Source organism: Microbacterium sp. B35-30, assembly GCF_010634855.1.
In the GTDB taxonomy this organism is placed as follows: domain Bacteria; phylum Actinomycetota; class Actinomycetes; order Actinomycetales; family Microbacteriaceae; genus Microbacterium.
In genome coordinates, this window is sequence record NZ_MWLQ01000037.1 from 21,184 (window position 1) to 34,593 (window position 13,410).

General features: G+C 70.3%; 10 protein-coding genes. 8 read left to right on the forward strand and 2 right to left on the reverse strand.

Going from position 1 to position 13,410, the window contains the following annotated elements:
- Window positions 1–263: 263 nt before the first annotated feature.
- Both B2K11_RS17715 and B2K11_RS17720 read right to left on the reverse strand, forming a co-directional pair.
- Complete coding sequence (locus B2K11_RS17715) at window positions 264–1,694, reverse strand: HNH endonuclease signature motif containing protein (RefSeq protein WP_163620314.1); 1,431 nt, start codon at window positions 1,692–1,694, stop codon at window positions 264–266.
- A gap of 565 nt (window positions 1,695–2,259) precedes the next feature.
- A complete protein-coding gene (locus tag B2K11_RS17720; RefSeq protein WP_163620316.1) occupies window positions 2,260–4,704 on the reverse strand; it encodes an alpha/beta hydrolase-fold protein in 2,445 nt (814 codons plus the stop codon).
- A 184-nt stretch (window positions 4,705–4,888) separates the two neighbouring features.
- Between B2K11_RS17720 and B2K11_RS17725 the strand changes: the two genes are divergently transcribed.
- The 8 genes from B2K11_RS17725 to B2K11_RS17760 are packed head-to-tail and all read left to right on the forward strand — an operon-like array spanning window position 4,889 to window position 13,398.
- The gene (locus B2K11_RS17725; protein ID WP_163620318.1) at window positions 4,889–5,791 is read left to right on the forward strand and encodes a transporter substrate-binding domain-containing protein; all 903 of its coding nucleotides are present in this window, start codon (window positions 4,889–4,891) and stop codon (window positions 5,789–5,791) included.
- Window positions 5,792–5,793: 2 nt separating this feature from the next.
- On the forward strand, window positions 5,794–6,717 hold the full coding sequence (locus B2K11_RS17730; protein WP_163620320.1) for an amino acid ABC transporter permease: 924 nt from the start codon (window positions 5,794–5,796) through the stop codon (window positions 6,715–6,717).
- Window positions 6,714–7,523, forward strand: coding sequence for an amino acid ABC transporter ATP-binding protein (locus B2K11_RS17735; protein WP_163620322.1), 810 nt, complete (start codon window positions 6,714–6,716; stop codon window positions 7,521–7,523). Before B2K11_RS17730 ends, B2K11_RS17735 begins: the two co-directional genes overlap by 4 nt.
- Window positions 7,520–8,662, forward strand: a complete 1,143-nt coding sequence (locus B2K11_RS17740) for a CapA family protein (RefSeq protein ID WP_163620324.1) — start codon at window positions 7,520–7,522, stop codon at window positions 8,660–8,662. The genes B2K11_RS17735 and B2K11_RS17740 overlap by 4 nt, the downstream gene beginning before the upstream one ends.
- Window positions 8,659–9,903 (forward strand): CoA transferase, encoded by a 1,245-nt coding sequence (locus B2K11_RS17745; protein ID WP_163620326.1) that lies wholly within the window; start codon window positions 8,659–8,661, stop codon window positions 9,901–9,903. Before B2K11_RS17740 ends, B2K11_RS17745 begins: the two co-directional genes overlap by 4 nt.
- Window positions 9,900–10,946, forward strand: a complete 1,047-nt coding sequence (locus B2K11_RS17750; RefSeq protein ID WP_163620328.1) for a 2-hydroxyacyl-CoA dehydratase family protein — start codon at window positions 9,900–9,902, stop codon at window positions 10,944–10,946. The genes B2K11_RS17745 and B2K11_RS17750 overlap by 4 nt, the downstream gene beginning before the upstream one ends.
- Entirely contained in the window at window positions 10,943–12,205 is a 1,263-nt protein-coding gene (locus tag B2K11_RS17755) for a 2-hydroxyacyl-CoA dehydratase family protein (protein ID WP_163620330.1), read from the forward strand. Before B2K11_RS17750 ends, B2K11_RS17755 begins: the two co-directional genes overlap by 4 nt.
- Window positions 12,202–13,398, forward strand: a complete 1,197-nt coding sequence (locus B2K11_RS17760) for an MFS transporter (protein WP_163620332.1) — start codon at window positions 12,202–12,204, stop codon at window positions 13,396–13,398. The genes B2K11_RS17755 and B2K11_RS17760 overlap by 4 nt, the downstream gene beginning before the upstream one ends.
- The last annotated feature ends 12 nt before the right edge of the window (window positions 13,399–13,410 follow it).

The following is a 13,410-nucleotide window of genomic DNA, read 5'->3' on the forward strand; positions in this document are numbered from 1 at the left end:
GGCAGATGATCGGGACCGCAGAAAGATCGGACGGCGATGTCACGTGTTGCTCCAAGCACGCGCCGCGACTCCGCGGCGCTTTGTTCATTGAACGTCGCACACCGCAAATCAGTGAAGATCTCATCGATGATGGTCGTCATCGACGGCGGTGATGACCGCGAGGCCGTCGGCGTTGTGATCTGAACGGCGTCCTGTCGATGACGGCTGCCCTCGCTGGGCGATCCGCCTGCGCGCTCTGGACAACAGAACTCGGCGTTCCAAGTTCACGTGCGCAGGGCGATGAGGTCGCGTCTTCGGGTAGGGGACTTCGTGGCGGGTCGCCACTTCACCTGCGCGTCCCACCAGTACGGGCCCTTCACATATGGGATGCCGCCGACCATGCGGATCTGCCATCCGCCGGTGTCGATCGTCCGATGATGGAACCAGCAGAGCAAGACCCCGTTGTCGGTGTGTGTGGGGCCGCCGCGGGAGTGCTCTTCGACATGGTGGAGCTCGCACCATTGCGGGGGCACGTGACAACCGGGGATGAGGCAGCCGCCGTCGCGGAGGGTGATCGCTTTGCGTTGGTGGTGGTTGAAGATGCGGTCCAGGGTCGTGATCGACACGATCCGCCCGTTCTCGCCCAGCACGACGCGCTGGATGCTGCCGGTGCACGCGATGTGACGTGCGACCGCGAGCGGGACCGGCTGGTCGTCGCCGGGGAGGTGGGCGCGACCGTGGCCGGCGGCGAAGTCTTCCGCCCGCACCGACACGACCAGGGTGGGCGCCGCCCCGCCGAGGGTGGGCAGTTCGCCGGATGCCGCGGCGGCGGTGAGCAGCACCGCGAACGCGTCGTGCTGCCTCTGGGCGTGGCTGCGCTGATCAGCAGCCGACGCCAAGGGCTCCCATGGATCGCGGTCCGGATCCTCGACGAAGCAGGGCCCTGGTGCCGGTGCGCCGTCCACGCGCGGATTGAGAACGCTGTCGAGCCCGAGCTGCAGCTGCGCGGCCAGTTCGGGGAGCAGGCGTCCGCGGAGGGGGACCAGACCGTCGTCGCCGCGACGACCCACCGTGATGCCACGCTTGCGGAGCGCGCGGGTGTCTTCGGGTTCGGCACCGTCCTGGTCGAGGTACGCCGCCCACACCTGCGCCAGGGCGCGCAGCTCATCCGCCGACGCCGGCGGTGCGGCATCCACCCCCTCGCCGCACGCGGCGGAGGCCAACTCAGCGTCGGCGGCGAGCATGCCGGCCCGGCCGGTCTGACAGCCGCGGAACGCGCCGGTGACCGCGATCATCCCGTCGAGCCCGATCTGACCCGCGCTCAGGGCGGCGCGCAGACCCGGAAACTCCGCCGGCAGCACCTCACCGGTGGACAACGCGACAGACTGCTGCACCGCGTTCGCTGCGGCGATCATGTCGGACGCCGTCCGCCCCGAGCCGCGCGTCGCGCGCTGCACGAGTTCGCTCATGTTGCGGCATCCGTACCGCGTCGTGATGCGGTCGGCGTGACCGACGCCACGGTCACGGTCCACGATCACCGCGACCGCCTCGACCATGACCGCTTCGGCAGCACGCCGGATCCGGCCCGCCGTCGCGAGCGCTCCAAGCACTTCGGCGTCGTCGGAGTCCCGCAACCCACCGTCGGCGAACGCCGCCGCGGATACTTTCGCGAGCGCGTCGCCGAGCTCTGTGAGAGCGTCGGCGAGGTTTGTCATACCCTCATTCTGGCGAGGGTCACCGACATTCAAACACCCAGGTCAAAGGCTGAAACCGTGCTGTGGATAACCCGGTGAAGCGACCCGCGAGAGGCGCCTGTGGAGGAACCGAACCGGCCCACCGACGTGTGCGCCGGGTGCGCGCGTTTCGTCTCGCTCGTTCCTCGCTCGCTCAACGACCGGAGGCGTGTGCGCCGGGTGCGCGCGTTTCGTCTCGCTCGTTCCTCGCTCGCTCAACGACCGGAGGCGTGCGCCGGGTGCGCGCGTTTCGTCTCGCTCGTTCCTCGCTCGCTCAACGACCGGAGGCGTGTGCGCCGGGTGCGCGCGTTTCGTCTCGCTCGTTCCTCGCTCGCTCAACGACGACCGGGCGTGTGCGTCGGGTGCGCGCGGTTCGTCTCGCTCGTTCCTCGCTCGCTCAACGACCGGGGATCAGGAACCGCGTCTCGTCTCGCTCGTTCCTCGCTCGCTCAACGACCGGGGGCGCGTAGACGACCGCGACCAGGAGGGCAGTCCCAGAACCCAAGGCCTGCCCTCCTGCGTCACGCGCCGGGCCGTAGCCGCCGCGTCACCGCCAGGATGCCGTCGCCGGCTCGGACGGCCCCAGGATGCTGACCGCGGTCACGGTGTACTCCTGAGAGTCGTCGCGGTCGCCGGCGAGCCGGCACGTCGTCGCGCGTGTCTCGCACACCATCTCGCCCGACGCGTCGCGGACGATGTAGCCGTCGAGCGGCAGATCGGATGCAGCGGTCGTCCAGGTGACGCGAACCGCTCGGCCGGCGACGACAGCCGTCACGTCTGCCGGAGCTTCGGGACTCGACAGGCGATGGGTGCCGGCGGAGACATGCGCGACGCGGGTCGCGCCGTCGCGGGTGAGCTGGATCGTGACCTCGCCGTCCGCCGTGACACTCAGCTCGCCAGGTGCCGCCGGGTCGAGGCCCGCGCGATCCAGCTCCACGCGCAGCTTCGCCACATTCTCTGTCGACAGATCGAGGGCGTTGCGCGGCTCCTGCTCACCGGTGGGCACCCAGGCCTGGTCGCGCACCTGCACGTTGCGGCCGTCGATGACCTGCATCTGATCCGTCAGCACCGCTTCGGTCGAAGTCGTGGCCAGGGCGTGCGACGTCGCCTCGACGCGGCTCCATCGGGCGGATGCGTCGCGAACGGCGAGGCCGGTCAGCCAGTACGCGCGGTCGACCGTGATCCCGAGGTCGGGCCGGGCGTCCCCCGGCTCCCAGCGGAACGACACCTGTGCGGGGGAGTGCTCACGTTCCGGATGCTGCTCCACGTACTCCGCGGCATCGCTCCAGCCGAGCCACTGCCCGAGCTGGCCGTGGTCCGCGTTCTCGTAGTAGTTCGCCCGATAGCGGACGTCGGCGGCGTCGGCTGCGGCATCCCAGCGGCGCGTGTTGTTGAGCGCGACGTCGCGGGATCCGGAGTCCATGAAGGTCACGAGGTTGCGGAGGTTCTCCATCCGGCTCTCGTCGCCCGCCTGGTCGCGCCTGCCCTGCGTGTCGTAGTAGCCCGCGCCCGAGACGATGACGGTCGCCGCGAACAGGTCGGGATGGTTGGTGGCGATGCGGGTCGCGCCCACCGCGCCCATGGACCACCCGCCGATGACCGTGCGATCCGGGTCCAGGGTGTAGGTCCGGGCGAGATCGCCCCAGACCTCCCAGACGTCCAACTCGCCCTCGTTGATGTACCAGGTGGTGTTTCCGCGGCCGAGCGGGGTCACGCAGATCGAGCCACGGTCCTCGCACATAGGCCCGTATACGTCTTCCTGGGTCGTGCCTCCGAAGCCGTTGTGGTTGCGATCGCCCGAGTGCAGCAGCAGGGTGAGCGGCGCGGGCTCGTCGGCGTCGTAACCGGTCGGCACGTACACCGTGTACGGCTGGACTCGACCGAAGAAGGAGGGCCCTCGCAGCGCCGGACCGTAGGTCAAACGCGCCTGCGGGTCGAGTCCCTGCCCGAGGTCGAGCGACGACACGTACCAGCGCGTCGAGTATCCGGTGGGAGCGGGTTCCGCCGTCGAGGCCTGCTGGGCGATGCGGCTCCAATCCAGCTCGGCGGCGAAGTCGCTGACGTCACCGGCGCTCAGGGCATCGGACTGGGCGCCGTTGTTCCATCGCGTCGAGGAGTCGGTCCACCCACCCGCGAGGAACGCCTCGTCATCGCGGTCTCGGAAGGCCGCGTTGTACACGCGCGAGCCGTCGGCCGCCTGCGGAGCGGGTGCGAAGCCGTCGCCGGACGCGTTCGCGACGCCCGCCGCGAGCCGCACCGTCCACGTGTCGTCGGCGTGCATCAGCGTGCGGGGCACGGCGACGACGAACGATCGAGCGGCGTCGTCCACCGTCACGGTCGCACCCGACGCCGTCAGATCGGTGCGGGCTCCCGTCTCCGCGTCGATGAGCCACGCACCGCGCGACGACACGATCATGGCTGTTTCGACGCCCGCCGATGCGACTCCGGCGTCGGCGGGCCACGAGGCGGTCCCCGTCGCCACATCGGCGTCCGTGTCGAATGCCCACGTCGCCACCGGGACGGCGGGGTCGATGAGCGTGTTCCAGTCGACGCGCCAGTAGGTGTGCGTCGCGTCGCCCGCGATCGCGGCCCGGAACACGTCCGCGCCGTTGGCTCCCGCGTCCGGCGATGCGTAGGTGAAGTCGCCGCGGCCCATGTCGTCGTACAGCCAGTCCGTCCACAGGAACGCGCCGGCGTCGTAGCGTCCGGTTCCCGACGTGCGCGGGAACTGCTCCGAGAACGCCCAGCCTTCGGCGCGGGGGAGCGTGGGCTCCGGCGCGGTGGTGGCAGCAGGGATGCCCGGCGGAAGCCCAGATGCCCGATCGGTCGCGTCAGCCGCGGTCGGCTGGGCGGTCGCCGCCGTCGCAGGGACGGGACACAGCGCCAGCGCGAGGGCCGCGGTGACGGCGCCGATCAGCCAGGTGGGTGCAAGTCGCGTGCGCCGTGCCTTCGGCGAAGCTCCTGCCTCCGGGTGAAGAGAGAGGTGGGCCATGGATTCTTCCCCTTCGAAGAAATATCATGCAGGTTGATATTCGGCACGCTAGCCCGACGGTCCCGCGAGCGTCAATCAGGTATGTCGAGATTGATAGTTGAAATCTTCAATCATCAACTTTTATGATGTTATCCACGGTGATCGACTGACACCGACCCGATCTGCACAACGATGTGGAGTCCTCATGCGCACCACCAAGAGCCTTATCGCCCTCGCCCCGCTTCTCGTTCTCGGCCTCGTCGCCGGCTGCTCGTCGGCGGCTCCGGAAGCCGAGCCGGCAGAGACCGAAGCCGCGACCGAAGCGCCGCTGTACGACCAGCTGCCCGACGCGATCAAGGAGGCCGGCGCCATCAAGATCGCCGGCGACACGCACCCTCCGTACCGCACCATCGAGGAGGGTGGCGAGATCACCGGCATCGACCCCGACCTGCAGGTCGCGCTCTCGGAGCAGCTCGGCGTGCCGTTCGAGATCATCACCGCCTCCGGCCTCGATGCGATGCTCACCGGCATGCTGTCGGGCCGTTTCGATGCGTTCAACGGACCGGTCCGCACCACGCCCGAGCGCGAGGCGGAGTTCGATGCCGTGGTGTGGATGACCACGCGCACGTCGTACGTGTACCTCGCCGAGCGCGCCGACGAGCTGAGCGATCCGGAGGCCCTGTGCGGCGCGCGGGTCGCGGGTGTCACCGGGTCGGTCACCGAGAGCCAGCTCGCCCGGTACAACGAATGGTGCGCCGAGGAGGGGCTGGACCCCGCGGAGTTCATCGGCCTCGAAGACAGCAACGCGACGTTCCTCGCGGTCAACTCCGACCGCGCCGACTACGCCGGCACGACGCAGTCCGCCGCGATCGACCTGCAGGCCTCCGACCCCGACACGTACGAGTTCATCATCCAGTCCGACGAGCAGGGCGCGGGCGTCGACCAGCTCGCGATGTTCATGCCCAAGGGCAACGGGCTGGCAGAACCCATGCTCGCCGCCTTCGAGGCGATCTTCGAGAACGGCGAGTACGAGCGGATCATGACCGAGTGGGGGATCGAGGACGCCGCTGTCGACGCACCCACCCTCAACCCGATGACCAGCGAGTGACGATGACAGACCTCACCACGCAGCCGGTGCGCAACCCCTCGGCCGACAGATCCATCGACGCCGCGCGCGCACGACGTCGGATCCATCCGTGGCGGGTGGTGGTCGGCATCCTGCTGGCGCTCGTCACGGTGCAGATCGTGGTCTTCCTCGTCACGAACGAGCGGTTCGACTGGCCGGTCGTCGCGGAGTACCTCTTCAACCCGAGCGTGCTCATGGGGCTGGGCATGTCGATCATGCTCACGATCGTCGCCATGGTGCTCGGCTCGCTCCTGGGCACCGCCCTGGCGGCGGGGCAGCTCACCGAGTTCGCGCCGCTGCGGTGGGCGTGCATCGTGTTCGTCGGGGTGTTCCGCGGGGTTCCGCCGCTGGTTCAGCTGATCTTCTGGTACAACCTCGCGTACCTGCTGCCGCGCCTCGCCGTCGGGGTCCCGTTCGGTCCGGACCTCTTCAGCTGGCCGACGAACGACCTCATCACGCCGCTCACTGCCGCGATCATCGGCCTTTCGCTCCACGAGGCGGCGTACATGGCCGAGATCATCCGCGCCGGCATCCTGTCGGTCGACTCCGGCCAGCGCGATGCGGCGGCCGCGATGGGCTTCAGCCGCTGGCACTCGTTCACACGCGTCGTGCTGCCGCAGGCGATGCGCGTCATCATCCCGCCGACGGGATCGCAGGTGATCGCGCTCATGAAGGGAACGTCGCTCGTGAGCGTGATCGCGATGGGGGACCTCCTGCACTCGGTGCAGGTCATCTACAACCGCACGTACGAAGTGGTGCCCATGCTGATGGTCGCTGTCATCTGGTATCTCGTGGTCGTCACCGCCCTGACGCTCGTGCAGCGCAGGGTGGAGCGGCATTTCAGCAGAGGCATGTCGCGAGCCGCCGTCGCCCGCCGCGTCGTCGAGCGGACGGAGGCGGTGGCATGACCGCCGAGAACACGAGCGTGACGCCCGTGCTGCAGGTCGTCGGTGTACGCAAGGAGTACGGCGACAACGTCGCCCTCGACGGCGTCGACTTCGAGGTGCACGCGCAGGAGGTCGTCGCGGTGCTCGGGCCCTCGGGGTCGGGCAAGTCCACGCTCGTGCGCTGCATCGACCAGCTCGAGTCGATCGAGGGTGGAGCGATGTATCTCGACGGCGAGCTGCTCGGCTACGAACGCCATCGTGACGGCATCCGTCCCCTCACCGACGCCGACGTGAAGCGGCAGCAGCGTCGCATGGGCATGGTGTTCCAGCAGTTCAACCTGTTCCCGCACTGGACGGTGCTGCGCAACATCACCGAGGCGCCGATCAAGGTTCACGGTGTGCCTCCCACCGAGGCGAAGGCCCGCGCGATGGAGCTGCTCGCCCGGGTCGGGCTTGCCGACAAGGCGCAGGCGCACCCGCGTCAGCTGTCGGGCGGACAGCAGCAGCGGGTGGCGATCGCGCGCGCGGTGGCCACGAACCCGCGCATCCTGCTCTTCGACGAGCCGACGAGCTCGCTCGATCCGGAGCTGGTCGACGAGGTGCTGCAGGTGATGAAGGATCTCGCCGAGTCGGGCATGACGATGATCGTCGTCACGCACGAGCTCGACTTCGCCCGTCACGTCGCCGACCGGTGCGTGTTCATGGCGGAGGGGCAGGTGATCGAAGACCGCCCGTCGACGGAGTTCTTCGATGCTCCGCGGTCGACGCGACTGCGGACGTTCCTGACGCGCACGGCGGCGACGCCGGCGCGCGAGGTGGGCGCGTGACCACGATCCGTGCCGTCGGCGACCTCGTGCTCGAGCGCAAGGACGCCCGCCCGCTCCTCGCGCCGGCCCGCGACCTGCTGCGGGAGAGTGACCTGCTCATCGGGCAGCTCGAGATCCCGCATCTCGATGCCGACGTCGATGGGGCTGTGGTGCAGACGACGGATGTCCCGGCACTGCCCGGGCCGCCGTCGGCCCTGGACGCCCTCGCCGACGCCGGGTTCGGCATCCTGACCCTCGCCGGCAACCACGTCTACGACTTCGGTCCGGAGGGCATCCGCGGCACCGTGCGCCACTGCGCCGAGCGGGGGCTCCGCACGGTGGGAGTCGGTGACAGCCTCGACGAGGCGCTCACGCCGGCGATCACCGACGTGGACGGCACCCGCATCGCGGTGCTGAGCGTCAACTGCGTCGGTCCCCGCGAAACGTGGGCCTCGAGCCTGAAGCCGGGCGCCGCATACGTCGAGGTGATCACGCACTACGAGGTGCGGGGCGCGAACCCGGGCGGACCGCCCCGCGTGCGAACCTATGCAGAGTCCACGAGTCTGGGCCGCCTGCGCGAAGCAGTCGATGTCGCGGCCGCGCACGCCGACGTCGTCGTCGTCGCGCTGCACAAGGGCCTCGTCCACGTTCCCGTCGACATCGCCGACTACGAGATCGAGATCTCCCATGCCGTGGTGGATGCCGGAGCCCACGCGGTGGTCGGACACCATGCGCACATCGCGAAGGGCGTGGAGGTCTACCGCGACCGACCGATCTTCCACGGCCTGGGCAACTTCGCCACAGTGACGCGCGCGCTCTCGGTGTCGGCGGAGGGGTCGCCCGAGCGCGTGGCATGGGCGCGGCAACGCCGGCGCCTGTTCGGTTTCGAACCGGATGCCGCGATGCCCGACTATCCGTTCCACCCCGAGAGCCGGCACACCGCGATCGCCGAACTGGTCGTCGAGGACGGCGAGGTGAGCGCCGCGCTTCTGCCGTGCTGGATCGACGACGAGGCGCGCCCCGTGCCCGTCGGGCGCTCCGACCGCGGCGAGCAGGTCGCCCAGTACCTGCGCACGATCACGGCACAAGCCGGTTTCACCACTGAGCTCGCGTGGGACGGCGATCGACTCGTCGTCCGCGCGGGGGAGAGCACACGATGAGCCATCCTGACGCCCCGCTTGCGGGCAAGACCGTGATCGACCTGACCACCGCGCTCGCGGGACCCTACGCGACGCTGCTGCTGGCGAGCCTGGGTGCGCGCGTCATCAAGGTCGAGAACCCTGAGCGCGGCGGCGATTCGTCGCGCAACAACTCGCCGTACGTGACCGCCGACGGACTGCAGCTGCGGCGCACCGGTCCTGACGACATGTCGGTGTCGATGATGGCGCGCGGTCGCGGCAAGGAGAGCATCACGCTCAACCTCAAGCACGCCGCCAGCCGGGAGGTGTTCTTCGACCTCGTCCGCCATGCCGACATCGTCGTCGAGAACTACAGCGCCGGCGTGACACGGCGCCTCGGCATCGACTTCGCCGCCGTGCAGCAGATCAACCCGCGCATCGTCTACACCTCGATCAGCGGCTTCGGCGCGCAGGGCGTGCCGGGCGAGGGCAAGGCGATGGACACGATCATCCAGGCGCTGAGCGGCGTCATGATGACCGCCGGCGAGCCGGGTGACGCGCCGGTGCGGTTCGGTCTGCCGATCGGCGATCTGGTCGCGCCGCTGTTCGCGGTGATCGGGACCCTCGCCGCCGTGATGGACGCCGAGCGCACCGGCGAAGGTCAGCACGTCGACGTCTCTATGCTCGGCAGCCTCACGTCGCTCGTCGCGTGCGAGCCGTTCGATGCCCTGGAGTCGGTCGGCTTCCCGCTGCGGACGGGCGCGGTCGTGCCCCGCCTCGCACCGTTCGGCACGTTCCAGTCGGTCGACGGCTGGTTTGCGATCTGCGCCCCCACCGACGCCTTCGCCGAGGGGACCCTCACCGCGATCGGGCAGGCCGAGCTGATCGAGGATCCGCGGTTCTCGTCGCGCGACGCGCGCGTCGACAACGCCGACGAACTGCATGCCCTCGTGAGCGAGTGGGCCCGCAACCGATCGTCGGCCGAGGTGCTGTCGGCGTTCGAGCACAACGGCGTCCCGGCCGCTCCGGTGCGCGACACCGCGACCGCCGTGCGCGACGACATCGTCACCGGCCGCGGAGAGGTCGTCCCCCTCGTGCACCCGCAGTTCGGTCACTTCGAGGGCCTGTACGGCACCGGGCTTCCGATGGTGTTCTCGCGCAGCCGCGCCGACCTCTCCAAGCCCGCGCCCGGTCTGGGCCAGCACACCGACGACGTGCTCGGGGACCTCCTCGGCTACGACGCCGAGCGTGTGGCGCAGCTGCGGCAGGACGGGGTGCTGTGACGGCGAGCGCACCCGTGATCGGCGTCGTGGGCAACGATGTGCCGCGTCAGCTGCTCCTCGCGCTCGGAGCGCGCCCCCAGCGGCTGACCGGTTCGTGGACCGGGGTCATCGACCCCGACGCCCAGCAGCTTCTCGGCGCGACGGATGCCGCCGTGGCGCGCCTGCTCACCGAGCTGCGCGGCGACGCGCACTCGCCGGACGCGCTCATCGTGTGCAATGACTCCCAGGCGCACCTGCGCCTCTTCTATGTGCTGCGTGCCACCGCGGCTGGGCTGCCGGTGCACCTGCTCGACATGCCACGAGAGGCCTCCGAGCCCGCGCGCCGCTTCGCGCGGTTCCAGCTCGAGGAGCTCGCCGCGTTCTGCGCCGCCGTGACGGGACGCACGCTGGATGCGGCATCCCTCGCCGCTGCGGCCGACGCTGAGGCGGCCCTCGGCGACGCGCTGCGACGGCTGCGCGCCCGGCGCCGGGCCCACCCCTCGCAGTGTGCGGGCGCTGATGCGCTCGACGCGATGCAGGACGCTGCACGTCTGACGCCCGAGGACGCCGTGACGCGTCTCGACGCCACGGGGGGGCAGGCGGCGACGGTGCCGTCGGGTGCGATCAGGGTGCACGTGACCGGCTCGTCCCACCCCGACGCGGCCGTCTACAGCGAGTTGGAGAGCGACGCACGCTGCGTGATCGTCAGCGAGGACCACGACACCGGGGATGCCGCGTGGCTGGGCGATTCGGTGCGCGGCGAGACCACGGAACACGTGCTCGAAGGACTGATCGACGCCCACTTCGCGCGTGTCACCACCTCGGCCACCACGTCCGGCGCGGTGCGCGCCGCGTTCACTCGCGACGTCGCACGCGCGGCGGGCGCGCACGCGGTGGCCGCGATCATCCGCGAGCTCGACGAAGCCCCTCTCTGGGACCTCGCCGATCAACGCGCCGCGCTCGAGGGCACCGCCTTCGTCAGCGTCCGCGTGGCGCCCGGCGACGAGGTCGGAGCGGCCCGAGAGCTCGTGCGCGAGATCGTCGAGAAGGCGGTGCCGGCATGAGCGATCCTCGTCCCGTGGGCTCGCCGCGCCTCGAGAGTGCCGCCGCCGCGACGGCGTTCCAGAAGGAGTGGTTCCTGGGCCTCGCCGACCGCTCGCGCGAGGGCGAGCCGATCGCGCTGGCGAACGCAGATGCCCCGCACGAGCTGCTGCGCGCTCTCGGCATCCCGTATGTCGTGAATCAGTGGTGGTCGTCGATCATCTCCGCCAAGCGCGCGGGAGCCGCCAGCCTCGCCGCCGTCGCCACGCGGGGCCTGCCCGATGACAGCCGCCAGTACGACGTGCTGCCCCTCGGCGCGCAGGAGCTCGCCGCCGGCCACGCGCCGTGGGGCGGGCTGCCCGAGCCGCGCTTCGCGATCGCCGAGCGCAGCGGCGACGTCACGCACAAGATCTTCGAGCAGTGGGGTCGCCGCCCGGGCACCGAGACCTTCCTGCTCTCGCGCACCGCCGCCGTGCCGGCGCCTGCGGGCTGGTGGGACCGCGTGGCGCATGACTGGGAGGAGGTCTTCGGGGCGGCCCGCATCGATCTGCTGGAGGGCGAGATCCGGATGCTGGCCGCCACGCTCGAGCAGCGCGTCGGTCGCACCCTCGACCTCGAAGAGCTCACCGGCATCATGGCGCTCGCCAACGAGCAGGCCGAGTGGAATCGTCGCACGCGCGACCTGCTGGCGACTGCCCGGCCGCTTCCGGTCGCCGTGACCGACATCATCCCGGCGGTCATGGTGCCGCAGTGGCATCGCGGCACCCCGTGGGCGGCGGCCGCAGCGAGGCGCCTTCATGACGAAGTCGCACGCCGCATCGACCAGGGCCACGCCGTCTTCCCGGGTGAACGGCGTCGCCTGATGTGGATCGGCCGCGGCCTGTGGTCCGACCTGGAGATGTACCGCTCGTTCCAGGACCAGTTCGGCGCGGTCTTCGTGTGGTCGATGTATCTCGCGATCGCCGCGGACGGCTATGCCCGGTACGGTGACGATCCAGTGAGGACGCTCGCCGCGCGCTTCGTGGGGCTGACCGACCTGCTCTACGTGCCGCCGATGTCGTCCTCGTGGTACGTGAAAGAGGCGCTCGCCCACGGCGTCGACGGTGTGGTTCACCTCGTCGCCGACGACACCCCGGCGCCCGGCGTCATCACTGCGGCGCTCGAGGAGCGCGGCATCCCGGTTCTCGAGATCCGCGCCAGCAACGCCGACCCACGTGCGACAGGCGACGTGCGAGAGCGGATCGCGGACTTCGTGCGGGAGCGCGTTCCGGCCAACCGATGAGCCGGACGCCGCGCATGCGCGTCTTCGAGCCGTTCGGCAACCGACGCTTCTCGCTGTACTTCAGCGGCCAGGTGATCTCGAACACCGGCACGTGGTTTCAGAACCTCGCGCTGTCGCTCGTCGTGCTCGAGGCGACCGGCAGCGCCCAGGCGCTCAGCGGTGTGACCGTCGCGCAGTTCCTGCCGCTGCTCGTGCTGAGTATTCCGGCCGGCCGCCTCGCAGATCGGGTGCGACCGCGCACGATTCTGCTCGTGACCTCACTCGCATCGGCGCTCGTTGTGGCGGGCCTCGCGTTCGTGACCCTCGCCTCCGAGCCGCCGATCGTGGCGATCTACGCACTGGTGGCCGCGCTCGGCACGGTGCACGCGTTCGAGAGGGTCGCGGCGCAGTCGATCATCTTCGAGATCGTCGGACCGGAGACCCTCGGCCGCGCGGTCTCGCTCAGCACCATCGCGCTCGCCTCGGCGCGTTCCATCGGCCCAGGACTTGCCGGCATCGCCTTCCAGGGACTGGGGGCGACGGCCTGCATGCTGATCAACTCGGCGTCGTTCCTGCTGGTTTTCGCATCGATCGCGGCCATCCGCCCGGCGCGGCTGTTTCCGCGTCCTCGGCGGGCGGAGCGGCCAGGACGCGGCATCCGTTCCTCATTCTTCAGCCGCGAACTGGTGACGCTGCTCATCGTCAACGCGCTCGTGGCCCTGCTGGCGCTCAACCTCATGCTCGTGCTGACAGCGACCGTGAGCCTCACCTTCGGCGGCGACGCGACGGCGGTCGGGGCGACCCACACGCTGAACGCCCTGGGCGCCATCGTGGGCGGCGTCCTCGCCGCCGGCCGCGATCGCGTCACGGTGCGCTCGCTCATCGTCGCGTGCGGGGGACTCGGAGCGGCCCTGCTGATGAACGCCGCGGCGCCCACGCTGGCCATCCTGCTCGCGCTCGGGCCGCTGCTCGGCCTCGGCGTCGGGTACTACCACGGCATCCTCAACGCGGCCGCTCAGGTCAGCGTCGCTCCCGACCAGATCGGCCGGACGATGTCGCTCGTGACGCTCGGCGCCTACGGCATGGTCCCGTTCGGCGCCCTGCTCATGGGATGGGTGATCGACGCTCAGGGCGGGAGGGTGGCGCTGGCGATCGGCGGTCTCACCGGTTTCGCGTGCGCGGCCTTCGTCGCCGTCCGGCTCCGGAAGCGATGACGGATGCCGGCG

Excerpts from the sequence above, each read along its gene's own strand:
- B2K11_RS17735 (WP_163620322.1), top strand. The coding sequence starts at position 6,714 with ATGACCGCCGAGAACACGAGCGTGACGCCCGTGCTGCAGGTCGTCGGT.
- B2K11_RS17715 (WP_163620314.1), bottom strand. The coding sequence starts at position 1,694 with ATGACAAACCTCGCCGACGCTCTCACAGAGCTCGGCGACGCGCTCGCG.
- B2K11_RS17730 (WP_163620320.1), top strand. The coding sequence starts at position 5,794 with ATGACAGACCTCACCACGCAGCCGGTGCGCAACCCCTCGGCCGACAGA.
- B2K11_RS17745 (WP_163620326.1), top strand. The coding sequence starts at position 8,659 with ATGAGCCATCCTGACGCCCCGCTTGCGGGCAAGACCGTGATCGACCTG.
- B2K11_RS17755 (WP_163620330.1), top strand. The coding sequence starts at position 10,943 with ATGAGCGATCCTCGTCCCGTGGGCTCGCCGCGCCTCGAGAGTGCCGCC.
- B2K11_RS17760 (WP_163620332.1), top strand. The coding sequence starts at position 12,202 with ATGAGCCGGACGCCGCGCATGCGCGTCTTCGAGCCGTTCGGCAACCGA.
- B2K11_RS17725 (WP_163620318.1), top strand. The coding sequence starts at position 4,889 with ATGCGCACCACCAAGAGCCTTATCGCCCTCGCCCCGCTTCTCGTTCTC.
- B2K11_RS17720 (WP_163620316.1), bottom strand. The coding sequence starts at position 4,704 with ATGGCCCACCTCTCTCTTCACCCGGAGGCAGGAGCTTCGCCGAAGGCA.